Here is a 24,753-nt window from a genome sequence, read left to right as displayed (position 1 = left end):
CGGACGCCTTGGCGGATCAGCGTGCGTCCTCCCGCTCCGGCCACCAACATCCGGGAATGGCGGCTGCCGTTCAGCGCAGGCGCTGGCCCTATTGGTCTTGCTGGGTCTGGTGCGGGCGCGGCTGAACCGGTTGCCGCTGCTCGGCCGGGCGCTGGGCCGGAGCTTGGACCTGGCGCTGGTCGCCGGGCTCGACCCTGCGGTTCGGCACAGGCCGCGCGGTGCGGGTGGGCTGTCCGCCGCGCTGCTGGAGCTGGTCGCGGTGGGCCTGGCGTTCGGCCTGGCGGCCGGCTCGGCGGCGTTCGGCGAGGGTCGGCTGGCGGCGCTCCTCCGTGTGCGGCTGTTCGGGCTGGACCGCTTCGGTGGTGAGCTGGCGGCGCTCGGCGAGCACCGTGCTGACGTGTTCGGCGACGTGCTGCTGGGCCAGCGCGGCGTCGTCCAGGCTCGGCCGACCGGAGAGCCAGGACGCACCGGTCCGGGTGGCGACGGTGCGCAGGATCTCGGCTTGGTCGGCCTCGGGCAGGGCTCGGTAGACATCGGCGGCGAGCTGGCGGCGGGCCTGCTGGTCGGAGTCCGCGGTGGTCGCCGGGGCGGCTGGCGCGGTGGCGATGCGCCGGGCGGTGACGGCGGCTGCGGTGGCCTGCCAGTAAGCGCCGTGACCGGTGCGGCCTTCCTCGATGTAGGGGCCGGCGGGCTGGGCGGCGCTGTCGTCGGTGACCTTGTACTGGTCGCGGTAGGCGGCGACCACGGCGAGCTGGTGCTGCCACTGGGCGCGCTGGGTGGGGTCCTGCGGGGCTTCGCCGAGGGTCTGGCTCCACTCCGGGCGGTTCTCCACCGCGCGTTCGGCGAGCACCGTGAAGCGGTTGGCGATCAGCGCGGCGCTGTCGGTGAGGTACTCGTGGTGGACCGGGTTGGCCGCGGTGGAACGCGGCACGGCGCTGATCCAGGCCGGGAGGTCGGCCCTGCCGGAGCCGGCGCGGGTGTGGGCGAGCGCCTGCTGCTGGGCGTGCTGGAGCAGTTCGGGCAGCGCGGTGCGGCCGGTCACCTCAGAGAGGGCGGTCTCCGCAGTGGTGCCGGTGTTCTCGATGGTCTTGAGAGTCCAGGCGAGGGTGCGCCACAGCTCCGTCTCGGCGCGGTTGCTCTGCTGGGCTGTGGCCGCCGGAGCGTCGTTGGCGAGGTGGCGGCCGATGCGCCAGGCGAGGACTTGGCTGAGGCTGTCGGCGCTGGTGAGCGGGCGGCTCTCGGCCACCTGGCGCAGCAGGGCGGCGGGTTCGTGGCCGGCGGTCTCGGCGCGGCGCAGGGCGGCGGTGAGGGCGGGCCAGGTGCTTTCGTTGCGGGCGCGGGTGGCGTGCTCGTCGCCGAGGACGTCGGTGGCCAGGGCCTGGTGGCGCAGGGCTGCGGGGGTGTTCTGGTGGTTCTCGGGGGTGCCGTCGGTGGCCAGGGTGGTGCGGGCGGCGCGGGTCAGGGCGGTGACCGGGTCGCTGGCGTTGGTGGCCTGGGTGGCGGCGGTGGTGAGCAGGGCGGTGGTGTCGCGGCCGGTGCGTTCGGCGGCGGCCAGGGCTCCGGCGAGGTGGGGCCACTGCGGGTGGGCGGTGACCTTGTCGGTGGTGGTGCTGAGCACGGTGGCGGCGGAGCCGGCGTAGCGATTGAGCGTGTCGGCGGCGACGTGCGGGTGCGCGTCGGGGGCCTGGGCGGCGGCGGGTGCCACGTGCAGGGCGGCGGGTTGGGCGGTCGCGCTCTCGGGGTCGAATCGGTGGGCGGGCAGGTTGGTGAGCTGCGCGACCAGGGCGGCGTAGCGGGTGGTGTCGGCGGTGGTGGGGGCGTTGAGGTGGGCGGGGGCGGGGCGGTCGTCGGTGATGGTGTTCAGGCGCCAGGCGAGGGCCTGGGCCGGGGAGTCGGCGGTGGCCAGGTCGCCGCGCCAGGTGGCGGCGGCGATCAGGCGCTCGGGCTGCCAGCCGTCGGCTTCGGCGTTGCGCAGGGCGCGGGCGACGGCGGTGAAGGCTTCGTCGGTGGTGATCTGCTCGGCGAGGGCGGGGCCGAGGAGTCGGTGGACGAGCTGCTGGTAGTAGGGGGTGGTCAGGGTCTCGGTGGCGTGCTGGTGGCGGGGTGCCAGGGTGGCCAGGGAGACGGCTTCCTCCTGGGCGTTGCGGATGGTGTCGGTGGCGGAGAGCTGGGCGCCCTCGCGGCCCAGCACGCGCTCCAGTACCTCGCGGGCGGCGAAGGTGTCGGGGTCGTGCTTGGTCTGGTCGAGCTGGTCGTCGTTGTCGAACGGCAGCAGGTCGTGGGTGGCGGTGTAGATGGTGGTCTTGTGGCGGGCGCGGGTGAGCTGGACGTACAGGTCCTCGCGGGTCATGTCCTCGGTGACCAGCGGGTGGGCGGTGTCCACGGTGCTGCCCTGGGAGCGCATGACGGTGGAGGCGTAGAGCAGTTGGACGTGGGTGGCGACGTACTCGGCGGGCAGGGTGAGGCGTCCGCGGTGACCCATGTGACGCACCTTGAGGGAGCCGTCCTGGTGGCGCTTGAGGATCTGCCAGGCGTCGCCGTTCTTGACGAAGTCGCGGGCACGGGCGGTGGTGAGCTTGCGGTTGTTCTCGCGGGTGACGATCCAGTCGCCCTTGCCGGCGCGGTTGCCGTCGCGCAGCAGGACGCCGTCGGCCTCGACCTGTCGGGCGGCCACGCGCTCGTCGCGGGCGCGTGCCGACAGGGCGGTGCCGTCGGCTCCGGAGGCGGCGCTGATCAGCGTGGTGCGGCCGGCGAGCATGTCGGCCTTCCAGCCCTCGTAGGCTGCCTCAATCATGGCGGTGCGGGAGCCGCCGACGACCCGGTTGTTGGCGAGGTAGAAGTCGAGTCCGGCGTTGTCGCCGACGCGGATCTTGAGGGTGGCGTCGGCCTCGGCCTTGTTGCTGAACCGGTGGAGCTGGGTGAGTTCGACGGCGCCGGCTTCGGCGGCGATCAGGCGCAGTGCGCCGCCGGATTCGACGGAGGCGAGCTGGCGGTAGTCGCCGAGCAGGCGCACGGTGGCGCCGCGCTGGGCGGCGATCCGGGTGAGGTTGTCCAGGTTGAAGGTGCCCGCCATGCCGGCCTCGTCCACCAGGACGACGTCGCCGGGGTTCAGGGCGAAGCTGGCCCGGCTCTTGGGGACGTTCTGGCCGGTTTGGAGCTGTCCGGCGTACTTGCCACCCATGTACTCCCAGAGGAACTTGTGGAGGTTCTCGGCGGGCTGCTTGAGGTCGTTGGCGAGGACGGCGGCGGCTGCGGCGGAGGTGGCGAGCGGGACGACGCGCTGTCCGGCCTGGGCGGCGACGTGGACGTACGCCTGCATCGCGGTGGTCTTGCCGGAGCCGGCCGGGCCGAGGCCGACGGCGAGCATCCGGTTGTCGATCGCGAACGCGGTGACCAGGGCCCGCTGCCCCTCGTCCAGGGCGCGGTTGCGGGCCTCGAAACCGTCGATCGCGGCACCGACGAACGCGGCGTTCAGGCCGCTGGTGGTGGGGGTGGTGGCTGCGGTGACGAGCCGGCGTTCGGCGTCGATGATGTCCCGGCTGGTGTACCGGGCGGAGGCGTGCTGGACGAACACCGAGTCACCGTTGGAGCGCAGCAGCTCCTCGGGCTCGCTCAGCAGCGCAGGGGCGTCAACGCGGATGCTGTGGACCGGGGAGGCGGCTTCGCTGACAATCGCCTCGACCAAGGCGCTGTGCTCTTCGGCGCTCGTGGTGGGGTGCTCGGATCGGGCCAGGCGCTCGGCGTGGGCGCGCAGGTTCCACACCGTCCACACCGCCCGCTCCTCCGAAACGGCGGTGATCACGGCAGCAGCCAGGGTCGGGATCTCGACCGGCTTCTGCTCGTCGTTCTCGGCGGTGGCAGGGGCGCTTCCGCCTGCGGGGACGGCCGCCATGACGCGGTCGATGACGTCCTCGCCGTGGGCGGCGGTGACGGTCTGGGTCCAGTCGGCGCGCATCTCCTGAAGGGAGCGGGCGGCCTTCTTACCCTCGCGGGTATCGAGGTTGGCCTGGCGGGCGAGCTGGTGGGTCATTCCTCGGGAGGGGTCGTGCCCGTGGTCGCGGCGGTACTCGCGCAGCAGCTGCTCGTAGCGGGCTTCGATCTCGGTCCGGCGTGCGCTGAAGTGGGTGATCGCCTCGATGGGGATGCCGACGATCTCGCGCACTGGCTGGCGCTTGGTGCTGGCGTCCTCGCGGGCCTCGAAGGTGACGCCCAAGCGCGCGGACAGCTCGGTCTCGAAGCGGGAGTTGTAGAACTCGGAGGCTGCCACCGTCATGGAGTAGAGGGCGCGGGCGTCCAGCGAGCGCCACTTCCCGTCGGTGCCCTGGATCTTGTTGGAGATGGCGACGTGGGTGTGGAGGTTGGGGTCGCCGGCCCGGGAGTCAAAGTGGTCGAAGGCAACTGCGATCAGGCCCTTGGTCTCGATCTGGGCCTGTCCGGTGCTGCCGGTGCGGGTGAACGCGGCGTGCTCTTCGAGCATCGCGAACGCGGCATCGCGGGCGGCCTCGTGAGCCTCGCGCACGGCGGCGCGGACTTCCTCGCGCTCGTCCAGCGCCCAGAGCACGGCGGCGGACTTCACCGGGGCGAAGACGGCGTCGAAGCCCGCGACCGCGGCCCGCTGCCGGGTGGACTCCTCGCGTTGGATCTTCTTGATCTCGGCCCGGGTGGGCTCGCGCTGGGCCTGCTTCTCGATGACGGCCAGGCGCTTCTCGACGCGCTCGGCGAAGGGGTCGAGTGCCTTGTACTCGGGGAAGGCGCGGCCGAGGGTCGCAGCCTTGATCGCGGCGGCGCGGGTGGCCTTGAGCTGCTTGTCGTTCATGTCGGCACGCACGTTGGCGGCCAGGTGCTCGGCGATGATCCGCTCGGCCTCGGGGTGCTGTCCCAGGCCGTACAGCAGCTTCATCTGCTCCTCGGTCACGGTGGTGCCGTCGAGTCCGAGCAGGGGCGCACCTTGCCCGAGCCAGACGCCCGGGGGGTTGCCCTTCTGGGTGTAGTACTCGGCTGCCGACTGTCCCCGCTGACGCTGTACGTCGCCGCCCGCGACCTGGCGCGTCAGGTAGGTGTAGCCGGTGCCGGAGGTGAGCTTGTGGATGGTCATCAACGCGACCACCCCCAGCTTTTCCGAACCTTGATGAGGGTAGGTGCGACAGCTATTCGAGCCGCCGATTCACCTGCCTCATCAAATGTCATGCGAGTACTTTAGCCCCGCGCAGCGGACCATGCTCAGAATATCTGCAAGAGGTGTCTGGATATCTTCGAGCGGAGCGGATGGTGATGCCGAGCAGCCTCGACTCGTCACATCTGACCTGCAGAGTCGATGGACTCGCGGCGACGAATGGACGGTTTTCCTGTCATTCATGTCTCGATATTTATCGTTGCTTCTCAGGGACTCTCAGTCGTGAAGACAAGGGGTTTCCGAGCTGGGCTTTTGTAGCTAGAGTCACGGCCAGAAAGGGCCGCTCGCTCTTCTGATCAAAGTTGCTCCCGGCTGCTGCGGAGCAACGGAACCGATCCCCATCGACTCCCTGGGATGCCGCCCCCTGTGATGACCCGTGAACCTCGTACTGCTCACGCCGACGCGCCACTCGCGCAACTGCTCCGCTCGCGCCCTGGCTACGTGCCGCCGACCGTCGGCGAGCGGGTGGTCGTCGTCGCAGACCTGCTGACACCCAGCTGCCATCCGCGCGCCGTGGTGAACCTGATCCGGTTCGTTCGTGACTGGCAGCCGGACCGAGTGGTTGTCATGAGCGCCAGTCAGCCCGGTTCGACTCATAAGGGCTCCGAGTGCACTACGCGTGCCCTTGCCGAGCTGCGCGCCGTCTACTCGGGAGACGTCGTCATCCAGGCCGGGGCTGGAGCAAGCGGGGACTGCCACCTAGCCGGCCCCTGTCCATGCTGGCCCGCAGTCATCTCCGACCTGGGCCTTGCCGTCGTCGCCGGAATCCAACCGGTCGCACCGGGCTGGCTGAGCCTCACCGCGACCGGCCCTGGCCCCAGTCGCTATCCGGGCGCACTCGCCATCCTGCTCGCGCGCGGGTTCGGACACTCCATCATCTGCAGCGGAACCAGCGGCCTCGCACTGATCGGAGAGATCCCGGCCGGCGACCCGACGGCCGACACGCTCTGGGGCTTCGAGATCGGAACGCTTCGCCGCACTGCAACGTCGACAGCTTCGTTCCGCCCGGCGATGGGCTTCGGAGTGGTCGACTCCACGACCGGCGTCGCCGAGCCCATCGCCGTACCGATCTCGCGCAGTGGGGCATTCACGTTCGACGGAGTCACCTACGCCGCATAGCGGCCAACCTAGGCAGCGGCACAGGGCACGCCGGCACGCCGAACAGGAAGGGCATGCCCCAGGCTTACCCGGTTCCGTTCACCAGAGGTCAGACCAGAGCGGTGAGGCTGCCGCGCGGCCAATGGCCGAGCCAGAACGCTGCCATGGACGGCTCGGGTTGGTCCTCCGTCGAGCCGTCGTGGGGCAGCAGTTCGGTTGGCGCGATGTAACCCTCTCCCGGCGCCAGGCGGATGCGGAAGACCCGCAGCGGCTGTCGACCGGCGACGTAGGCCCGCAGGTCGTCGGTGTGCGGGTAGCGGCCGGCGGGGTCGGAGTAGAGGGTGCGGCAGATGGTGCGGATGTCGAGGTCGGCGAGCAGGAGGTAGCGGGTTCCGGGGCCGAGGTTGAAGCACAGGCGCCGTCGGCCGGTGTGCTTGGACTCGTAGTCCAGGCGGTCCCAGTTGTCGACGTGCAGTCCGATGCGTCGGCCGTCCTGGTAGTTGGGAGTGGTGGTCAGGGCCTTGGCAGGGCTGGCGGCTTGGCCGAGGTGAACGGCGTCTGGATCTCCGAGCGGGTCGGCCAGCGCCGCCAGGCTCGCGGGCACCGGGCCGTCGGGGAGCTTGACCAGCTCGACCAGCGTGTCGTCGTCGGTCTGGGCGCTGGGCTTGAGCCGTGCGGCCAGGTCGGCCGTCAGCGGTTGCCAGGGGCCGGCCGGAAGGACGGCCCCTGACTCGTACTCCGGCTCACCGGCAGCGATGCGGACCCCGGTGGTCTCGCAGCGGGCGATGAGGGCGGCGGGGTCGGTGTGGGCGATGGCGAGGTTCAATCCGGGCTCCTCCCGGTTCGGGTCACCGGCGCTGGTTCAGGGTGTCGCCGAAGGTCACGTCCAGCTCCGCGATCAGGGCTTCGGCGAGCTCGGACTGCTGGGCCCGGTCGATGACCACCTTGGCGAGGTGGGCGAGGCCGCGCAGCGAGGTCAGGTCGTTGCCGCGCAAGTCCAGGCCCTGGTACTTGCCTCGCCCGAACTCGGCCAACCGCAGTGTGCACGCGTCCAGGACCGCACCGGTCAGGTCGCAGCCGGTGAACGATGCTTCGGTGAGCACGCACTTGGAGAACGCGACCGGCCCGGTGGCCCGGACCTGCTCGAAGCTCGCGTAGTCGAGCTTGCAGTTCTCGAAGAGCACGTTGTCCAGGGCCACGCCGGTGAGGCTGGCACCCATGATCTTGCAGTTGCGGAAGACGACGCGGGACAACTTGCTGTCGGCGATGCGGGCGGTGGCCAGGTCGCAGGTGTCGAACTCGACGGAGTCCAGGCGGACCTTGTCGAGCTGGACGCGGTCGGCCCGCAGCCCCCTGACGCGGCCGGTGATGAGGCTGGTGTCGGCCAGGTCCAGGTCTCGCAGGTCGGCGTCGCCGTACTGGAAGTCCTGGACGATGCCCCGGGCGGAGTCCAGGGAGGTGACGTTGGACAGGTAGAGGCCGGGCTCGTCCAGAGTGGGCAGGGTGACGGTGACGCGGCCGAAGGTGATGCTGTCCACGGGTGGGGCTCCGCTCTGTCGGGCCGGGCCCGCACCGCGCGGTGCGGGCCCGGGTGCTCAGGTGGTGCTACTTGCTGGTCTTGTTGTCCCAGGTGGGCCGGTTGTCGAACGACGAGCCGACGTTGTCCCACGTCGGTCGGTTGTCGAACTTGGCGACCGTGACCGGGTGACCAGACGTCAGGTCGGCAACCACAGGGGAATCGGTGACGGCCAGCAGTTCGAGGATGGTCATGCTGGTTGCTCCTCTCGGACGGTATCGGACAGTGCGGTGACGAGGGCCTGCCTGGACACGCGGCAGTAGTTGGTTTCGGTGGTGTCCAGGCGCCCATTCTCGAAGTAGCGATTGCCGGCCTGGGCTCCCCGGCAGAAGCCGAAGAACTCACACCGGGCCTCGCACTCGTCCAGGCCGGTCAGGAACTCGCGCACGTACCGCAGGTGGTGCGCGCGATCCAGCATGGAGCCGATGGTCAGCTCCAGGACGTTGCCGGCCCGGAAGTCGTTGTATGCCGGGTCACTGATGCCCGCGAGCTCGGGCGAGAGCAGGACCACGTCCCCGGCGGCGGAGACGGTCGGGATCGGGTCGATCAGCGCGTCGTCCCACGCGGCCAGACCCATTTCACGGGCGGACCGCAGGTAGCTGCCGAGCCGGTCAACTTCGCGGACGGTCAGCTCTCGGTGCAGCCTGGACCAGGCGATGGTGCGGCGCCAGAACTCGCGGGCCTGTTCGACGGTGGGCACCGCCCGGCCGGTGTTGACGCCCTCGGTCTCCTCCATGTTCAGCCCGACGCTGTGGCAGCCCAGGTCCGCCATGAAGTCCAGCAGCCCTTCCGGGCCGAGGGTGCTCTCCGCGCTGACGACTGCGATCGCGGAGAACCGGACCTCGTGGTCCCGAAGGCAACTGATGCCCTTCATGATCCGGTCGAAGGCCGGGCGTCCGGCCCAGTCGACGCGCTGACGGTTGAGGGCGGCCGGGCCGTCGATACTCACCCCGACCCGGAACCCGTACGCGGTCAGGAAGTCACACCAGGCCGGGTTGATCAGTACCGCGTTGGTCTGCACCGAGTGCTCGACCAGCCCTGCCTTCCGAAGCGGCTCGAACGGGGCCAGCAACTCGGCCAACCGCTGCCGCCCCACAGCCAGCGGCTCGCCCGCGTGCCACAGGACCTCGATGGGCGAGGAGGTCGTGGTGTCGGCGAACTCGGCGATCGACCGAGCCACCGCCTCGGCGACCGTCACCGGCATTGGTGTGCGCCGGCCTCGGTCGGGCAGGTAACAGTAGGTGCAGTTGAGATTGCAGAAGCCGTCGGGCTGCACGACCACCGTGTTCGGACGGCGGGCGATGCGGCGCCGGTAGCTGGCCAGGGTCTGCATCGTGCTGGCTCCTCGCTCGGTCAGAGGGATTCGGTGCCCGGGTCGGTGCCCGGGTCGGTGTCCGGTGCGCTGGCCGCGGTGAGCGGCTGGTACTGGGGCGGTTGGTGCTCGACCAGGTAGCCGAGCAGACCGAGCACGGCGAGGTGGCCGGAGACCACCAGGGTCTTCATGGCGTCGCCGAAAAGGTCGCGGTCGGGACCGCGGTGCTGGGCACTCATGCCACGGCCCCCAGTTCGGCATGGACGGTCTTGCCGTTCAGCAGTTGATCAGCGCCCCAACGGCCGCCGGTGAGGTGGTGGATCAGAGCGATGCCCCGGCCGCCCTCGTCCTGCCCATCGGCCTTGACCATGACCGGCAGGATGCGGCAGCCGTCAGTGACGCGGATCTGGACGGCCTTCTCGGTGAGCCGTTCGATCTCGACCCGCATCCGCAGTCGGCACCCGGTCTTGGCCGCGTTGGTCGCAAGCTCCGAGACGATCACCTGCGCGTCCTCGACGAGGTGGTCCAGGCCCCAGAGCGCCAGTTGCACGCGCACCAGCCGACGGGCGGCGGACACGGACTCAGCCTGGTAAGGCAGGTCCAGGCCGACCGACTCGGTACCGCTAGCGGCTGCGGTCACGGCGGCCGTTGGCTCGACTCCCGAAGGTGTGCCGGCTGTGAAGGCCATGGCGGAACTCCTGGTTGGAGTGCGGTTGAGGGTTGGCCGGTGCCCGGCCCGGAACACAGGACGGGCCTGGAACCAGATGCCGTCCCCGAGAGGAGGACGGCTTCGCGTAACCAGTGAACGACCGTCAGCTACGGGTCGGTGAGGCAAAGTGCGAGTGCCTCTGGTCCGCGTTCGACCGGAAAACTTGACCGCCTCATTACCCGACCCCCTGCACACCACGTCACACCACAGCTACGTTGACCGCATGGTGGCCAACGTCGCACTCCGCCTCCGGATGGCCGAACGCCGCATGACGAAGGCAGAGTTAGCCCGCGAAGTGAACGCCGAGGTCAAGGTCCTCACAGGGAAGCTCGGCACGGTATCAGAGCGCACGGTCCACAACTGGCTGACTGGTCAGACCCGTTGGCCACCAGCGAAGATCCGCCTTGCGCTCACGGCAGTATTCGACTGCCCGCCCGAGGACCTGGGCTTCGTCCCCACAGGACGAGCCCGAAGCAGCGCAAGGGAGGAAGACGTGAGGCGACGCGACTTCATAGCAGCCGCCGGAGGCACCACCGTGGCCGCACTCACGGGCGCCGCTGCCGGACCACGTCGGATCGGGATCAGCGACGTCCAACAGTTGCAGGCCCGCTTTGCCGAGGTCGTCGCCAGCGACCACCGCCACGGCGGGCGCCTCAGCATCGAGACCCGGGCTGGCCAGCTGGCCGACGAAGCCCTCGCCCTCCAGGAACGCGGCACCGCCACCCAGCGGATCAGGGCACAGCTGTACGCCAGCGCGGCCTCCTTCATGTCGAGCGCAATGTGGGCCGCCATCGACGGCCGCCGCTTCGACGCCGCTCTCCAGCATCACCAGAAGGCTGCCTCCCTGGCAGCCATGTCCGGTGACTCGTCCATCCAGTTCCGCATCTGGTCCCACGCCGGCAGCCTCTACCGCCATCTCGGCCGGCCCGGCGACGCGCTCGCGGCCAACGACGTGGCTCGCAACCTGCCCATCGCCCGGCGCGACCCGTTGTTCGCCTCCCTCGGACACGCCCGCCACGCGGCCATCCACGGCCTGACCGGAGACACCAATGCGGTGCGACGCTCTCTCGGGCACGCGCAGGAGGCCCTTGACCGAGCCGACTCCGGCGCCTCCCGCCCTCTGTGGATAACAGCCTTCTACGATCAGGCCGAACTCGACTCCCTGGCCCTGGCCGCCTACCTCTCGGCCGGCAGTTGGGAGGAAGCGGAAGCTCACGCGCACCGCAGCATGGCGCTTCGCCGCGGCGCTATGCAGCGCTCACACGCGATCACCACGGTTCGCCTCGCCCACGCCCAGCTCGGCCAGGGCGACCTCGAACCTGCCGTCGCCACCGCCATGTCGGTCCCAGCCGAGGTCTCCGCCCACCCCCGCGTCACCGGCATGCTGAACGCCTTCGGCGCCAAGCTGGGCGACCTGGCCGACGGCAGCAACTTGGCCCGCACTTGGGCCGAGTACGCACACAACACCAGGAGGACCACCGCGTGACGATCGAGCTCCGCCACCACACTGACCTCACCGCGCAGGCCCGCCAGGACCTGCTGGACGTCTACGCCGACGTACGGGCGCCCCTACTGCACCTGGCCAACTACCGCGTCCAGACATTCGCCGAACGCCTCGACCGCCACGCCACCGAACCCGGCTTCGCACTCGTCCTCGGCTACGACGGCGACGTCCCGATCGGCTACGCCTACGGCAACACCGCCGACGCCGGCGACCGGTACTGGAAGCGCATGGCCGAACCCCTGCCCGACGGCTTCACCGACGCCCCCGTGCTGGTCATCAAGGAGATCGGCGTCCGCGCCCCCTGGCGCGGTACTGGTACCGCCCGCCGCATCCACGACGAGCTCCTCGCCCACCGCGCCGAGGATCGCGTCACCCTCATGGTCAACCCGCTCGCTGGGGACGGCAAAGTCCAAGCCCTGTACGAGACCTGGGGCTACCAGGCCTTCAACAGCCAGCAACCCTCGCCTGACTCACCTCGGCTCACCGCCATGATCCGCCCACGCTGACGGCGTCCGAATCGGCGGGACCGAGACCAGTACCCGCTCGGACTCGGGAACTGCCCCCTCGTCGAACGCGGGACCGCAGTAGATATTCGAGCCGGTCAGAGACCGGCCGGGTGGCTGGAAAGCCAGCTGGAGTGCCGGTCCCGCAACCGATCCCGCTCTTCGGGCGTGGTGAGAAAGACGTCGGCGCCACCGTCATAAGGATGGTGAATGCGCTCCAGACGGGCATCGGTGACCAGGACGTCCGCGGTCTTGTCGTCGGCAACGTCACGCAGCAAGTCGTCGATGCACCCACGCTGCCAGCGGCGGCGAGCAGCGAAGAGGTGGTAATAGGTGCGAAACTCCGGGTCAGGGTCGTCCTGGATCAGCAAGCTCTGCCAGTAGCCAGCATCTGGTTGGTGAGGCGGCACATCGGGCTCCGCCGTCCATTTGGGGTTGATCACGTACACGTCCTCGCCTGCGAACAGTTCGTCGAGGACGGTGTTGTAGCGCTCCAAGACGATGGCGTACTCGGTCTCGTCCTGCGGGTAGCGCTTCGACTCCGGCAGGCTGTGAAAGCGGACCCAGACATCTCGGTAAGGGCCGCGGAGTTGGTGCCCAACCGGAGGGCAGCCAGGCCATCGCTGATTCCACAGCTCCGTCAATGCTGCCTGTCCGCTTCCAGACACCTGCGGTACCGATCCTCTCAAAATACGCCCATGGTCGATGGTCATGATGCCCGAGACCCCGGCGGCGGCACGCGCCAGTACATCAACCCGACGTGACGGTGTTCTCCACCTGGGCCGAAGGGGGTTCGCCACCCGAGGCAGTGGTCGATCCGCTCCGAGTGACCGCGTCCCTGAGCCGGGCGGCCAAGTCCTCCGGGACCTCGACCTGGGCTTGGAGAGCCGGTCCGGGCTTGACCACCAGCCTGATTCCGCTGTCCAGCAGAAGCTGCCGACGCCCTGCGGTGTCCCGAGCCTGCCAGGCCGTCGCGTACGTCTCGTCGGAATTCTCCAGAACCCACTGCGCCGGCCGCTGTGGCAGGGCATCGAGCTCCTCTCGCCGCTGGAGCAGCGCCCGCATGCGTTCCTTCCACTCGTCCTCGTCCTCGCGACCGACGATCAGGCCTTCGTCCTTCTCCTCCCGAAGGCCCTTGATCGCCCGCTTGACCACGGCCAGATCCTCCGAGTGGTCCTCCCCCGGGATGTACCGGCGCACTGGAACGTGCTTGTCGCCGACCTTCGCGATGAAGGTCTCCTCAATCAGGTCCTCCAGCTGTTGGGAGGGCTGTGACGTTCCGCAGTTCGCCCTCCCCTTCGCGCTCCCGCTCGGGCAGTGGTAGTAGCTGTACACCTTCCCACTCGACTTCTTCGGAGCGTTCTTCGGGTACAGCGGCCCATTGCACGCATCGCAGAAGGCAACGCCGAGCAGCGCGGACGTGGAAAAGGTCCGAGTCTTCTTCGTGGATCTGGCCGCGAGCGCGGGCTCCAGCCTGGCCCACAGCTCTCGGTCGAAGACCGGTTCGGCGATCCTGATCGGCAGCCCGTCGGCGCCACGGGTCTCCTTGCCACGGTGGAGTTTGTACCCTCGCAGCGACGGGGTCCTGAGCAGGTCGGCGACGACGCTGGTGGCCCACTCGATCCCGTCGACGCTCTTCCCCTTCGAGGTCTCGGTCTTCCCCTGGGCCCTCAGATGGCGCACCAGGTTCGTCGGCTCGTTACGGCGATTCAGCTCTCCGGCGATTTCACGGAACGACCAGCCTGCGATGTACCACTCCGCCATCTCGCGCGCCACCCCCGCCGTCTGTGGCTCCAGACTGAGCGTCTTTCCGCCTTCCGGGTGATCCACCACCTCATAGCCGTAGGGCGCGTACCCGCCCGGCCAACGCACCGTCTTCCGCAGGAATCGGTGGGCACCGAGAACTCGGTCCCTCGTCCGCTTGAGCTCCATCTCCGCGAAGAGCGAGGCGAGCATGAGGAAGACCTTGCTCATCATCGCCGACATCGAGTCCTTGCCCTCGTCCCGGAAGTTCAGGACGATGCCGTCGTCCGAGAAGACGAGGATCTTGCGGTTGGCCTCCGCCCAGTGCGCCACGTCCGCGCAGTCCTTCGCCGAGCGGAAGACGCGGTCCACCTTCGAGAAGATCATCGCGTCCCACAGGCTTGCCTTCTCCCCCAGCCACGGGCCGAGGTCGGGGCGATCGAACGGGCGGACCTCGGCCGACACGTCCAGGTCCTGGAAGTACCCGACGACCTCCCAGCCCGACCGGTCGGCGTAGCGTTGGCCGGCTTCCTTCTGCACCAGGTGGGAGACCTTCTCGGCCCCCTTGACCACGCTGACGCGTGCACCGACGACGGCTCTGAGCATGTTCGGATCCTCGCAGGTCAGACCCGGTTTCGCGTGTTGGGAAACTTCTGTCTCCCGCGACCGCGACCTCTTCCAACTGGTCGACGACGCCCGGGACATCCAGGTCCTGTACCCCCTCAAGGGCGTCGGCACCCTGCAGATCACCGACGACACCCTGCTGCGCGAGAAGTACGGCGTCGCCGGCGCCCAGTACACCGACATGGCCGTCCTGCGCGGCGACCCCAGCGACGGCCTGCCCGGTGTCAAGGGCATCGGCGAGAAGACCGCCGCCCAACTCATCGCCGACTACGGCGACCTGGCCGCCATCCGCGCCGCCGCCGCCGACCCCTTCTCCAAACTCACCCCCGCCCGCCGCAAGAACCTCCTCGAAGGCGCCGCCTACCTCGACGTCGCCCCCACCGTCGTCCGCGTCGCCACCGACGTGCCGCTGCCCGACTTCGACCCGGCGCTGCCGAAGGAGCCGCTCGACCCGATGACCCTTGAGGACCTCGCCACCCGCTGGGGTCTGGGCACCTCCCTCACCCGGCTGCTGGACACCCTCGCGCAGGTTGGCGAGCAGCACTGAGGGCCCGGCCACCGGTTACCCAGCAGCACCCGGTATCGCAGGCGGCCTCGTCCAGGTCGGCCGGCGACTCGGCGGAAACTCCCTGGCGGTGGCAGTAGCTGTGGGCCCGGGCAGTGACGTGGTGGGGTCCGGGGACGGGCAACTCGGCGACCATCCCTCGGAGCTGCTGGGGAAGGCGGAGGTCGGCTGCACGGTCGTCACCGGGGATGGGCTGCCTCCGCCCCCGTTCGCCGAGGGGCCGAGGAACTGTCGCCGAGCCACCCGACCCAGGCCTGCGCCACGCCGTTCTCGTCCGGCGCGCCGACCACCGCGGTGATCAGCACGGTGGCCACCTGCGCGGTGCCGACGCCGCGTCCGGTCGCGTGCCCGGCGACCGAGTCCGCGATCCGCCGGTACAGCTGTGTGACGTCGAGCCGGCCGAAGCCCCCGGCCTCGATCTGCTCGCGCAGCAGGGTGACGGCCTGGCTGGCGGCCGTGGTCGCTCCGGCGTCGGACCAGGCCGCGCTGGACAGGCCGTCGGCCACGGCCACGATCGCGTACCGGCTGTCCCGGCTCCGCCCGATCCGGTAGGAGTCCTGCCGCGGGTCGGCGGGCTGGCCGCAGCGGTGGCCGGGGCCGATGACGGAGGCCGCGCGGATGGCGAGGGCACCGACCGCGGCTTCGTCGGCGGCGATCCCGTTCTGTACTGTTCGCTCCGGCAGCAGCCAGGGGTAGCCCTGCGCACGGGCGCCTTCGCCGAAGCGGGGGACGCTCAGGTCGGTCGGCCGCTCGCGCAGGAACGGCCGGGGCCTCGCGGGCTGGGCCGTCGGCACCGCCGGGCCGGCGGCGTAGCGGCAGACCGGAACCGTCACGTCGTGCCGGGGCTCCCGTTCGAGCCCGGCCCGCGGCCGGGCGACCGTCGCGGCGGCTTCGGACCCCAGCGCCGCCGCCGTGCCGACGACACCCACGGCCGCCAGGGCGAGCGCATCCACCAACTGGCCGTAGTGCAGGTGCGGCGTGCTGACCTCGATGAAGGCCCCGATCACGACGGCCACCATCAGCGCCGCCCGCACCCATCCGTTCATCAGGCCGTCCCGCCGGTTGTTGTCCCAGCTCACGGTCGTTCCTGGGGATCGCGGGCCTTCGGCCCGAAGGCGAAGTGCTGGCTACCGTGCTGTACCGCGAACACCTCACCCGAATCGGTGGCGGAGTTGACCTGGACCACGATGTCCGGCCGCTGCGCGGTCTGCAGCGATGCCAGGGCCATGACGTCCTGGGCGAGCTCCGGGTTCCGGTCGAGCAGCTGGAACAGCGCCTCGGTCCAGTAGTTCAGGACCGCGGGGTCGACCGCTCCCCTCGTGGCGGTCGACCTCCGCTCCAGCTCGTCGGACAGCTCCCTGCGGCGGCTGCTGCGGGCCTGCTCTATGACGCCGCTGATCAGCCGCTTCGCCTCCTGCCAGAGATCGGTGCCCATCGCGGAGACCAGCGCGGTGGCGCCGCTCGCGGCCAGCTCGGCGAGTTCCTCGTTCATCGGTGCGTCAACTCCAGTCGTTGTAGCGGATGTGCTGGTCACCACGGCCGACGGCGAAAACCGTGCCGTTCCCGGTGGCCTGGACGCGTTGCTCCACGGTCCGTGCCCCGGGTTCCGCCGGCGGCTCGCCGGAGCCGGATTCGCCTGCCCCGGCATCGACCGTTCCGGCATCGCCGCGCGGCCCGACAGGGCTGCCCGGGTACCAGAGCCATGCCGGTGCGGCGTACTCCTTGACCCGGACCTCGGCCGCAGTGAAGGCGCCGCTCTCCAACCCCTCGTAGCCGTGCCCGACCGTCTCCTCGTAGACGTGCTGCGAAAGGACCGCGGCCACCGGAGTGCCGTCCGGACCGGCCAGGGCCGCATTCCGCAGAGGGGCCGAGTCGAGCAGCCGGGCAAGCGTCTCGAAGGGAGTGCCGGAGACGGTGCCCTCCGGGTCGAGCCGGACCTCCCCCGCGTGCACTGCGGCCCGTACCCGCAGCTGAGTGCCCGGGACGGCATGGCGGTTGTGCTCGCGGATCCGCTCGCTCAGCTCCGGCAGGAGCGGGAGGAGCAGTCTGGCCTTGGGCAGCCCGGCCGGGGCGACGAGCCGGCAACCGTCGCCGGTGTCCGTGTACGCGAACTCCCGCAGGTCCAGATCCGCGACGCCGCAGGCACCGGACAGCGCGGACCGCAGCACACCGCGGATCTCTTGCAGCCGCTGCTGCCCGCGACCTGCGGAACCCGCGATGTCACAGGCGAGCAGGGCTCGGTATTCGTACCTCGGGTTCACATTCCCTCCGCGATCACGACGGGGGCCGGCACTTCGAAGATCGATGTGCCGTCGGCGCCGAATTCCCGGCGCCGACAAGATGATTGACGAGATCGTAGAGGAGGGGTCCTCGGGTAGAACGGCTACTAATACCGCTTGTCCGGCTTCGGCCGAACGAAGAAGAGAGGTGTCGCCGATGAGCAGGACACGGGTGCGCGGGGCTGAGACGTACTGGCCGCCGGCCGGGCTGCTCGGCCGGGTCGGCGAGGACGACCGCCGAGTCCTGCTCGGTCTCGGCCACCGCGTGGTCTATCCGGCTGGTCAGATCACCATCCGCGAGGCGGACACCTCGGACTTCGCGCTGCTCCTGACCGGCGGCACGGTGAAGGTCACCGCGCACGCGCAGGACGGCCGGGAGGCGCTGCTGGCCGTGCGGATGGCCGGGGACCTGGTCGGGGAGCTCGCCGGGATCGACGGTCAGCCGCGGATCGGCACCGTGACCGCCTGCGGCCGGGTGCTGGCCCGCTACATCCTGCGCTCCGAACTGCTGGATTGCACGAAGCAGCACCCTGCCATCGGACTCGCGCTCAACGCGAGCGTGGTGGCCAAGCTGCGCACGGCGACCGGCCGGATCGTCGACTTCACCGGTTGCGACGTACTCGGGCGGCTGGCCAGGATCCTGCACCACTTGGCCGTCAGCTACCGGCGCCCCGGCCGGAACGAGGCTCAACTCCCGCTGTCACAGCCGGAGATGGCCACGCTGGTCGGCGCGGCGGAGTCGTCGATCCACAAGGCCCTGCGAGCCTTGCGGGAGTCGGGCGCGGTCGTGACGGGCTACCGGAGGATCACGATCCTCGACCTGGACCGCCTCGCCCGGATCGCCGCCGCGGCCGGATCACCGGGGATCTCACCGAATACGTAAAAGCGTCGGGTTCGCACAACCGGTCGGCGCCACCATGACCAAGTGCTGGGACCCAAGAGTTGGAGAGGGCGGGGGAAGCACATGCCAGAGAACAACGGCGCTCCGGACAGTTCCGAGCGGATCAGGGTCGGCGACGTGTCCGGAACGATGGTCGTCGGCAGCCACAACACCGTGAACACCCTGAGGGTCACCGCCGAGTACGGTGCGACCGTCACCGTGCATGCGGGGCCGCTGCCGAAACCGGTCAGGCGCCAGGCGATCTCCCAGCTGCCCCGGTCCGGCGCCGATCCGCTGATCGGCCGGGAGCGGGACCTCCAGGTGCTGCAACAGGCGGTCGAGAAGCGTCAGTTGGTGCAGATCTGGGGCGCGTCCGGGGTCGGCAAGAGCGCGCTGCTGCGCCACCTCGCGTGCACGATGCCGCGCGGGCCCGAGGGCGCGGCCTACATCGAAGCCGGTGGACGGACGGCTGACGACATCGCGCAGGCGATCTTCGACATCGGCTTCGACGCGCCGAACTACAAGCCGTCGCTGGAGGTGCTGAAGGAGCACCTGAAGACCCTGCGGGTTCGGATCTACCTGGACGACGCGGGACTCGACGAGAAGGACCTGCACCGGCTCTTCGACATGGCCGAGCAGTCCTCCTTCGTCTTCACCTCGCAGCAACGGTCCGCGGTCGCCGGCGTACACGCGATCCAGCTCGACGGGCTGACGGCCCCGGCGGGGGCGCACCTGGTGCAGACGGTGCTGGCCCGCGAGCTGCGGCCCGACGAGACCCGGACCGTACAGGCGCTGTGCGACGCTGTGCACGGCAACCCGCTCCGGCTGCGGCGCATTGCCCTGTCTGCCGCGACAGGCAAGGGCCTGCCGGGCATCGCCGACCTCCCCGAACTGCTCCCCGCGCTGCTGAACAGGCTCCGGCCGCCGGAGCGCGACCTGCTGCACCTGCTCGGCTCGCTGTCCGGCGCCGAGTTGGCCGCCCGGCAGCTCAACGCCCTGCTCGGCCGATCGGACACCGACGCGCTCGCCGACGGCCTGGTGCGGCACGGCCTGCTGCTTGCCTCGGAGACCGGCTACGGATGTCCGCCGGACGTCGCCGGCTGCGTGCTGAAGAGCCGGATGACGGAGTTTCCCGCCGACCGGCTCTGCCGGACGCTCACCGCGTGGATCGAGGCGCGGGAGACCACCCCGGACGAGGTCGCGGCCCACTTCCAGGCCCTGGACGTTGCGGTGCTCCGGGCGGAGAAGAGCGGACATGCGCAGCTCGGCGTGACGCTGGCCCGTGCCGCCTCGCCGAAACTGGCGCTGTCCCGGCAGTTCGACGCATGGGGCAGCCTGCTCGGAGCCGGCTGGACCGCCGCGAAGAGCGCGGGAGACAGCGCGGGTGAGGAGTTCTTCCTGCGCGAGGCGCGCACTCGCCGCAAGGCGATCGGTCGGGCCGCACAGACAGCGGCCCTGGCGCTCGAGGCCGGTGTGCTCTGGCACGAACTCACCGTCCTGCGAGCGCATTCGGCGGCCCATCAGGTCGCCAACGCCGCGGCGACCACCACGACGCCGGTACACACATTCGTCCCGACGCACGGCACAGGCCACCTGCCGCCCGTCCCGCACGCACCCGCCACGCCGGTTCCCCCGCACGCACCTGTGGCGAAGCCGGTGGTCGACTTTTCCGGTGCCGGCCAACACCCGGCCGTCGCCACGCACCTGCCGCCCAGCACACCTGCCCCCACACCGACACCGGCGCGGATCGACCTTTCGCAGCCGCACCCCTCCGTCGCCCAGCCGACGCCGACGCACGCCGTGAACACACCCACGCCTGCGACGAGTTCGGGCCACACGGCACACATCTCCGCCGCCCAGCCGACGCACGCCGTGAGCACAACCGCGACGAGCGCGACGAGCTCGGGCCACACGGCGCTCACCGTCGCAGGTGCGGCAGGTGCCAAGGGCGGAGTGTCAGTACTCGCCCTCGCCTGCGCGTTCGGCTTCGTCGCCGTGCTGGGCGTGGGCGCCCTGGTCTACGCAGACGACCAGCCGGCCCCGTCGCCAGCCGCCGTGTCGGGCCCCGTCGACCCGTCGGGCCTTGTCAACCCGTCGGGCCTTGTCATCCCGCCGGATCCGAGCTACTACACCCCGCCCGCACCCACCTTCGACCCCGTGTGCGCGACCGTGTTCCCGCAGCTGACACCGGAGTCCCAGCAGTACGACACCGATGCCAACGCCTCAGACGACGCGAGCACCTCGTACAACAGCGCTGTAGACGCCTACAACTCGGGCGCGACGTCCACCATTCCCGACGACAGCACGGTGGTCGCCGACGACCACACCGTCGTCAGCGACCTGAACTCCATCGAGTCCACGTTGCAGCAGGCCGCGTCGAATGCTCAGGACAGTTCCGTGGAAACAGACCTCAACACCATGCTGACCGCCGCCCAGCAGATAGCGAGTCAGTACCAGTCGTTCCAACCCACTGTGTCAGGCAGCACGATCGACACAGCGAGTCAGAGCGCGACGATGCGGTCTGCCATAGACAGCCTGACGACCGACTGCGGCGGCTGACCTACCCCGATCCCCTCGAGAAAGGCCGATCATGCCCACGGAATCCACGCCCAGGGACATCCACGCCGGGGACGTCTCCGGCACCTTCGTCGTAGGCGACAACAACCGGGTGACGAACACGACGCACGGCCCTGAGCAGCCGCAACCGCATCAGCAGAACTCAGCGGAGGACCAGGCAGCCGTCTTCGCGGTCGAGCACGGCACCATGCACGTCACCTACAACGCCAAAGCCGAGCCCGACCCAGAACGCTGAGAAGTGCCGCGTGCCCCAGCCGATGATCGACTGGGGCACGCGGCACTGCAATCCGCTCAGTCCTGGCCGGCCAGCAGCTCCAGGTCCTGAGCATTCAGCGTTGCCGTCTTCAGCAGTTCCCTGATCAGGTTGACGCTGAGCATCGAGCCGACCGGCTCGCCGACCTCATCGCGCGTCAGTCCGCGCACGCCCCGCCGGTGCAGCCGTTCGCGCACGTCCTCGACCGCGTTCGCGACCGACTTGTAGCTCCAGGACTTGGTCACGTAAACCGAAGCGTTGACCAGACGGGCGGTGTCCTCCCATGTCAACGGGAGGGGGAAGGCGTCGTGGCCCTCCAGGTAGCGCCGGGCGAGCGCGGTGAGGACCAGCCGCTCCTGCGGGGAGAGCTCGTAGACCGTCTCTGGATCCACTGTGTCCGCACTGCTCGTGGAGCGGGGGTGCCGGTCATCCTCGTCCACGACGCGGACCTCCACCAGGTGGGAACGCTGCTTGGACGAGTTGATCACCAGCGGGGTGTACCCGGACTCGATGATCCGCTTGTGGCCGGTGAGCATCAGTACGCCGTCGGGCAGTTCGATCGGCAGGTTGCCGGTGTTGATCAGCCACCAGTTGCCGTCCGTACCCGTGCAGGTGAAGACGCCGTGCCGACGGCTGACGGTCGGGTCGTCGACACCGACCGGCACGTGCACATCCTCGCGGTCGCGCCCGAACAGCAGCGTGTACCGGCGCGGCGGCACCGCGTACCCGCCCTCCGGACCGAGCACGAAGATCGTCCCGGGCGGCGCCGAGGGCACCCTGTCGGCAGGACTGCCCGGCGGCAGCATCTGGGGTGGAAAGTCTCCGTACGCCATCTCACATACCTCCGCCTCGGCTCGGGTCAGTGTAGGAACGCACTCCGAGGACCGGTCCTCACGCGGAACCCGGTTTCCCCCAACTGATGTTGCATGGGCATGACTTGATCGATAATCTACCCGCCATGAGCGCAATCGGCCGGGAAATCTGCTGATGATGGATAGCACGGTCGCCGAACCGCTCGGTCCGGACGATCCGCAGGAGATCGGCAGCTTCACCGTCATCGGCCTGCTCGGCACCGGCGGCATGGGCGAGGTCTACCTCGGGGCCTCGGACAGGGGCTACGCCGCCGTCAAGCGCGTCCGGCCCCGGCTGGTCTCCAGCGAACGCTTCGAACGAGAGGTCGGCATCCTCTACCGGGTGCCGTTCGGGGTCGGGCCGAGGGTACTGGCGAGCGACGGCACCGCAGAACGCCCCTGGTTCGCCGCCGAGTACGTCCCCGGTCTCACGGTGGACGAGGCGGTCCGGCTACGCGGCCCGCTGCCCGCCGATGCGCTGTGGCTGCTGCTGGCCGAGGCAGCCGCTCAACTGCGGGCCGTGCACGCGTCCGAGATCGCGCACCGCGACATCAAGCCCGGCAACGTCATGCTGGTGCGCGACGGTGTGAAGCTGATCGACTTCGGCATCGCCCGCGCCGCAGACCAGGCGAGGCTCACCAGGAGCGGTGGCAGCTACGGAACCCAGGGGTTCTCGGCTCCGGAACAGCAGGTCGGGGACGAGGACGTGGCAGCGCCCGCGGACGTCTACTCGCTCGCGGCACTCCTGCTCTACGCCGCCTCGGGTCGCACGCCCGGCGTCGTCCCCGATGTGGAACCGCTGCGCGCCGTGGACGCCGACCTCGCCGCCGTCATCGAGCCCTGTCTCGCCACCGACCCCGAAGCACGCCCCACCGCCGACGAGATCGTCACGCTGACCCACGCGCAGCTGCCCGTTCCTCCCCCGTCGTGGCCGCTTGAGGTCATGTCACGCATCGATGCGCGACGTGCCTTCGCCGCGACTCCGGTCGGCAAACTGGAGACCGTCCCGCCGCCGGACCTGGCCACGGACCCGAAGCCCGAGGTCGGGAACACGCCCCCCGGATCACCTCGCCGCCCGCGCAAACGCCTGCTCGTGTTACCGATCGCCGCCGTGATCGCCCTCGGCGCCGTCGCAGCGTTCGTCCTCAGCCCGTCCGCTTCCCCTTCCCCGCAGAACCGCCCCGCACAATCGTCCGGCAGCGCGTCGGTCACTGTCGAACCAATCGTCGGGGCAACGCAGCGGCCCTCCGCGAGCCCTTCGGCGTCCTCCACCAGCAAACCCACTCTCCCGACCCTCACCACCCCAGTCGGCTCGACGCAGCCGTTCCCCCCAACCCCGCCCCCCTCGCCCTCCGTCACTGCCAAGCCGACTCCCCCACCCCCGACCACCCCGCCGAGCACGGCCCCTGCCCCCGTCGTGACCGCCTCCTCGCCCGCGGCTGCCCCCAGCCCCACCTCGTCATCGATCAGCGGCATCAACGGCCGCGACGACCCGGCGCAGGTCAAGGGATCCGAGGCGGACACCAGCTGGTTCGGCAACGACGCCGCCTGCTCCGCCTGGCTGGACGACAACGGCTCCGGCGCCCTCGCGGGCGTGCTGAACACCTCCCTGAACCAAGCCTGCTTCGCCGAGCTCGACCGCAGCGACGGCTTCAGCTACACCTTCCGCACCTCCTGGGGCGCCGCGAAGACGAACGTCATCCCGGACACCGGCACCACGATGTGGATCTGCGTCTGGAACGCGAGCGACCGGTCCAGCGAGCAGTGCTCCGCGCGCTACGGCATGAATGGCATCACCCCGGTCCGTCGGTGAAGCCGGCGCGACCAGGAGCCCTGACGGGCCGTCCAGCCGGCGCCGAGCCGAGGACCCCACGCCCGCGCCGAGGGCGACAGGCCCGTCACAACCCCGCAGCGCCCGCCGCGCTCGCCCAACTGCTGACGCCGGTCAAGGACGACTCACCACCCCGCACCACAGGGTCACAGCCAGTCTTTCCGCACGGCTTGGGCCCCCGCCTGGAAGCGACTTTCGGCACCCAGACGATTCATCAGGTCCTGCATCATGCGACGCACTGTCCGCAGGGACAGGCCCAGCTTGCGGCTGGCGGACTCGTCCGTGTGGCCGCTGCCCAGCAGCTGTAACAGAGCGCGCTCGGACCCGGTGAGGTCCTGGTCGTCACGGGAGGCGGGCTGACCGAAGTCGGTTCCGCTGCGCCACAGTTCATCGAACAGTACGCACAAGGGCTGGATGAGGGCCGCCCCGTGCAGTTCCAGTGCGCCGCGGCGGCCGTCGTTGGGGTCGGTCGGAACCAGAGCGATGCTGCGGTCGACGATGACCAGTCGTATCGGCAGTAGCGGCACGGTGCGCGTCAGACCGCCCAGACCGGCTAGCCACCGGGCATAGCGCAGGGTGTCGGGGTCGTTGCGGAAGCTGTCCTGGAAGATGCTGCGGATGACCACTCCGCGCTCCAGAGCCATCTGATTGGGGTGCTTGCCGGCCTGGATGGAATCGGGGCGAGCCGCTCCCCCCCGCATCAAGGACAGGCATTCCTCGGTCGCGGTCGCTGCGAGCTCCTCGAGGCGGTCGCGGACGGCTTCGAGGGAGTCCAGCCGCAGGACCATCTCATCATCGGGTCGTCGGTCGATGTACTCGGCGGAAAGGGCTGCGATCGCGGTCCGGGCGCTCTCCAGTTGCTGCTGCCGAAAGAGCAGCTGGTTCTGGTTGTGGGCGAGCAGCCTGGTCAGTCCGACCTCCGGGCTGACGGCCCGCAGTGCATGGGAGTCGGCCGCGGGCCGCAGCAGCGTCAGTTCCAGTAGTTCGTCCAGTGCTTCACGTACCTGTGTCTCCGACAGGTGCAGGTTGGCGGCAATGCGCTCGACCCCCCAGTCCGGCTCGGCCAGCAGGGTCCTGTAGACCCTCTCTGTCAGTGCGTCCAATCCGAGTGCTTGCAACACTGCGCGTCCCCCTCCACGTCGGTGATCATCATCATCGGCGCACGGCGGCCCGAGACGCAACGCTTCCGTGGACGAAGATGATCTGGCACCTAGATGCCGAGCACCTTGGTGCCACCTCTGTAGCCGTGACATCGCCTTGCCCGGACGGCAAGCT

The 24,753-nt window shown here is 69.9% G+C and carries 21 protein-coding genes and 1 pseudogene; 8 read left to right on the top strand and 14 right to left on the bottom strand.

Annotated features, from left to right (window positions below; all coding sequences use genetic code 11):
• Positions 1-88: 88 nt before the first annotated feature.
• Entirely contained in the window at positions 89-5,095 is a 5,007-nt protein-coding gene (gene mobF / locus P3T37_RS01620; protein WP_280721536.1) for a MobF family relaxase, read from the bottom strand.
• A 519-nt stretch (positions 5,096-5,614) separates the two neighbouring features.
• Here mobF and P3T37_RS01615 point away from each other — a divergent pair.
• The gene (locus tag P3T37_RS01615; RefSeq protein ID WP_280721535.1) at positions 5,615-6,292 is read left to right on the top strand and encodes a hypothetical protein; all 678 of its coding nucleotides are present in this window, start codon (positions 5,615-5,617) and stop codon (positions 6,290-6,292) included.
• Between the two features lie 88 nt (positions 6,293-6,380).
• On the opposite strand, the gene P3T37_RS01610 is transcribed toward P3T37_RS01615, so the two are convergent.
• The 6 genes from P3T37_RS01610 to P3T37_RS01585 form a co-directional block, all read right to left on the bottom strand.
• Positions 6,381-7,097 carry a hypothetical protein gene (locus tag P3T37_RS01610; RefSeq protein WP_280721534.1) on the bottom strand — a complete coding sequence of 239 codons (717 nt, stop codon included), beginning with the start codon at positions 7,095-7,097 and terminating at the stop codon, positions 6,381-6,383.
• A 22-nt stretch (positions 7,098-7,119) separates the two neighbouring features.
• Complete coding sequence (locus P3T37_RS01605) at positions 7,120-7,809, bottom strand: pentapeptide repeat-containing protein (RefSeq protein ID WP_280721533.1); 690 nt, start codon at positions 7,807-7,809, stop codon at positions 7,120-7,122.
• Positions 7,810-7,876: 67 nt separating this feature from the next.
• On the bottom strand, positions 7,877-8,041 hold the full coding sequence (amcA, locus tag P3T37_RS01600) for a multiple cyclophane-containing RiPP AmcA (RefSeq protein ID WP_280721532.1): 165 nt from the start codon (positions 8,039-8,041) through the stop codon (positions 7,877-7,879).
• A complete protein-coding gene (amcB, locus tag P3T37_RS01595) occupies positions 8,038-9,180 on the bottom strand; it encodes a cyclophane-forming radical SAM peptide maturase AmcB (protein ID WP_280721531.1) in 1,143 nt (380 codons plus the stop codon). Before amcB ends, amcA begins: the two co-directional genes overlap by 4 nt.
• Positions 9,181-9,200: 20 nt before the next feature.
• Positions 9,201-9,398: a hypothetical protein gene (locus P3T37_RS01590; RefSeq protein WP_280721530.1), complete on the bottom strand. Its 198-nt coding sequence runs from the start codon at positions 9,396-9,398 to the stop codon at positions 9,201-9,203.
• Positions 9,395-9,847 carry an ATP-binding protein gene (locus P3T37_RS01585; protein ID WP_280721529.1) on the bottom strand — a complete coding sequence of 151 codons (453 nt, stop codon included), beginning with the start codon at positions 9,845-9,847 and terminating at the stop codon, positions 9,395-9,397. The genes P3T37_RS01590 and P3T37_RS01585 overlap by 4 nt, the downstream gene beginning before the upstream one ends.
• Positions 9,848-10,091: 244 nt before the next feature.
• On the opposite strand from P3T37_RS01585, the gene P3T37_RS01580 reads away from it, so the two are divergent.
• Positions 10,092-11,354, top strand: coding sequence for a helix-turn-helix transcriptional regulator (locus P3T37_RS01580; RefSeq protein ID WP_280721528.1), 1,263 nt, complete (start codon positions 10,092-10,094; stop codon positions 11,352-11,354).
• A gap of 2 nt (positions 11,355-11,356) precedes the next feature.
• Complete coding sequence (locus P3T37_RS01575) at positions 11,357-11,878, top strand: GNAT family N-acetyltransferase (RefSeq protein ID WP_280721685.1); 522 nt, start codon at positions 11,357-11,359, stop codon at positions 11,876-11,878.
• Between the two features lie 95 nt (positions 11,879-11,973).
• On the opposite strand, the gene P3T37_RS01570 is transcribed toward P3T37_RS01575, so the two are convergent.
• On the bottom strand, positions 11,974-12,588 hold the full coding sequence (locus tag P3T37_RS01570; RefSeq protein WP_280721527.1) for a hypothetical protein: 615 nt from the start codon (positions 12,586-12,588) through the stop codon (positions 11,974-11,976).
• A gap of 37 nt (positions 12,589-12,625) precedes the next feature.
• Positions 12,626-14,224 (bottom strand): recombinase family protein, encoded by a 1,599-nt coding sequence (locus P3T37_RS01565; RefSeq protein WP_280721526.1) that lies wholly within the window; start codon positions 14,222-14,224, stop codon positions 12,626-12,628.
• Positions 14,225-14,273: 49 nt separating this feature from the next.
• Here P3T37_RS01565 and P3T37_RS01560 point away from each other — a divergent pair.
• Positions 14,274-14,789, top strand: a pseudogene (locus P3T37_RS01560) (5'-3' exonuclease H3TH domain-containing protein); the annotation flags it as partial.
• Between the two features lie 197 nt (positions 14,790-14,986).
• Here the strand turns inward: P3T37_RS01560 and P3T37_RS01555 are convergent.
• From P3T37_RS01555 to P3T37_RS01545, 3 genes are read right to left on the bottom strand one after another with little or no spacing between them, the layout of a single operon-like run.
• Positions 14,987-15,886 (bottom strand): protein phosphatase 2C domain-containing protein, encoded by a 900-nt coding sequence (locus tag P3T37_RS01555; RefSeq protein WP_280721525.1) that lies wholly within the window; start codon positions 15,884-15,886, stop codon positions 14,987-14,989.
• On the bottom strand, positions 15,883-16,299 hold the full coding sequence (locus tag P3T37_RS01550; protein ID WP_280721524.1) for a hypothetical protein: 417 nt from the start codon (positions 16,297-16,299) through the stop codon (positions 15,883-15,885). The genes P3T37_RS01555 and P3T37_RS01550 overlap by 4 nt, the downstream gene beginning before the upstream one ends.
• Positions 16,300-16,306: 7 nt before the next feature.
• Positions 16,307-17,068: a hypothetical protein gene (locus P3T37_RS01545; protein ID WP_280721523.1), complete on the bottom strand. Its 762-nt coding sequence runs from the start codon at positions 17,066-17,068 to the stop codon at positions 16,307-16,309.
• Positions 17,069-17,243: 175 nt separating this feature from the next.
• Between P3T37_RS01545 and P3T37_RS01540 the strand changes: the two genes are divergently transcribed.
• The 3 genes from P3T37_RS01540 to P3T37_RS01530 all read left to right on the top strand — a co-directional run bounded on the left by P3T37_RS01540 (position 17,244) and on the right by P3T37_RS01530 (position 20,778).
• Positions 17,244-17,969 (top strand): Crp/Fnr family transcriptional regulator, encoded by a 726-nt coding sequence (locus P3T37_RS01540; RefSeq protein ID WP_280721522.1) that lies wholly within the window; start codon positions 17,244-17,246, stop codon positions 17,967-17,969.
• A gap of 81 nt (positions 17,970-18,050) precedes the next feature.
• A complete protein-coding gene (locus P3T37_RS01535) occupies positions 18,051-20,525 on the top strand; it encodes a hypothetical protein (RefSeq protein WP_280721521.1) in 2,475 nt (824 codons plus the stop codon).
• A gap of 31 nt (positions 20,526-20,556) precedes the next feature.
• Complete coding sequence (locus P3T37_RS01530) at positions 20,557-20,778, top strand: hypothetical protein (RefSeq protein ID WP_280721520.1); 222 nt, start codon at positions 20,557-20,559, stop codon at positions 20,776-20,778.
• A gap of 56 nt (positions 20,779-20,834) precedes the next feature.
• Here the strand turns inward: P3T37_RS01530 and P3T37_RS01525 are convergent, their stop codons facing one another.
• A complete protein-coding gene (locus P3T37_RS01525) occupies positions 20,835-21,629 on the bottom strand; it encodes an FHA domain-containing protein (RefSeq protein WP_280721519.1) in 795 nt (264 codons plus the stop codon).
• A gap of 154 nt (positions 21,630-21,783) precedes the next feature.
• Between P3T37_RS01525 and P3T37_RS01520 the strand changes: the two genes are divergently transcribed.
• Complete coding sequence (locus tag P3T37_RS01520) at positions 21,784-23,460, top strand: serine/threonine-protein kinase (protein ID WP_280721518.1); 1,677 nt, start codon at positions 21,784-21,786, stop codon at positions 23,458-23,460.
• A gap of 164 nt (positions 23,461-23,624) precedes the next feature.
• Here P3T37_RS01520 and P3T37_RS01515 read toward each other — a convergent pair whose 3' ends face one another.
• Positions 23,625-24,599 (bottom strand): helix-turn-helix transcriptional regulator, encoded by a 975-nt coding sequence (locus P3T37_RS01515; RefSeq protein ID WP_280721517.1) that lies wholly within the window; start codon positions 24,597-24,599, stop codon positions 23,625-23,627.
• Positions 24,600-24,753: the final 154 nt, after the last annotated feature.

The organism is Kitasatospora sp. MAA4, from assembly GCF_029893355.1.
Classification (GTDB): domain Bacteria; phylum Actinomycetota; class Actinomycetes; order Streptomycetales; family Streptomycetaceae; genus Kitasatospora.
This window is presented reverse-complemented; position numbering and strand designations above follow the sequence as displayed.

What these genes read in the sequence shown, in the direction of transcription:
- mobF (WP_280721536.1), bottom strand. Translation starts at nt 5,095, where the DNA reads ATGACCATCCACAAGCTCACCTCCGGCACCGGCTACACCTACCTGACG.
- amcA (WP_280721532.1), bottom strand. Translation starts at nt 8,041, where the DNA reads ATGACCATCCTCGAACTGCTGGCCGTCACCGATTCCCCTGTGGTTGCC.
- amcB (WP_280721531.1), bottom strand. Translation starts at nt 9,180, where the DNA reads ATGCAGACCCTGGCCAGCTACCGGCGCCGCATCGCCCGCCGTCCGAAC.
- P3T37_RS01590 (WP_280721530.1), bottom strand. Translation starts at nt 9,398, where the DNA reads ATGAGTGCCCAGCACCGCGGTCCCGACCGCGACCTTTTCGGCGACGCC.
- P3T37_RS01585 (WP_280721529.1), bottom strand. Translation starts at nt 9,847, where the DNA reads ATGGCCTTCACAGCCGGCACACCTTCGGGAGTCGAGCCAACGGCCGCC.
- P3T37_RS01580 (WP_280721528.1), top strand. Translation starts at nt 10,092, where the DNA reads ATGGTGGCCAACGTCGCACTCCGCCTCCGGATGGCCGAACGCCGCATG.
- P3T37_RS01570 (WP_280721527.1), bottom strand. Translation starts at nt 12,588, where the DNA reads ATGACCATCGACCATGGGCGTATTTTGAGAGGATCGGTACCGCAGGTG.
- P3T37_RS01565 (WP_280721526.1), bottom strand. Translation starts at nt 14,224, where the DNA reads ATGCTCAGAGCCGTCGTCGGTGCACGCGTCAGCGTGGTCAAGGGGGCC.
- P3T37_RS01550 (WP_280721524.1), bottom strand. Translation starts at nt 16,299, where the DNA reads ATGAACGAGGAACTCGCCGAGCTGGCCGCGAGCGGCGCCACCGCGCTG.
- P3T37_RS01540 (WP_280721522.1), top strand. Translation starts at nt 17,244, where the DNA reads ATGAGCAGGACACGGGTGCGCGGGGCTGAGACGTACTGGCCGCCGGCC.
- P3T37_RS01535 (WP_280721521.1), top strand. Translation starts at nt 18,051, where the DNA reads ATGCCAGAGAACAACGGCGCTCCGGACAGTTCCGAGCGGATCAGGGTC.
- P3T37_RS01530 (WP_280721520.1), top strand. Translation starts at nt 20,557, where the DNA reads ATGCCCACGGAATCCACGCCCAGGGACATCCACGCCGGGGACGTCTCC.
- P3T37_RS01525 (WP_280721519.1), bottom strand. Translation starts at nt 21,629, where the DNA reads ATGGCGTACGGAGACTTTCCACCCCAGATGCTGCCGCCGGGCAGTCCT.
- P3T37_RS01520 (WP_280721518.1), top strand. Translation starts at nt 21,784, where the DNA reads ATGATGGATAGCACGGTCGCCGAACCGCTCGGTCCGGACGATCCGCAG.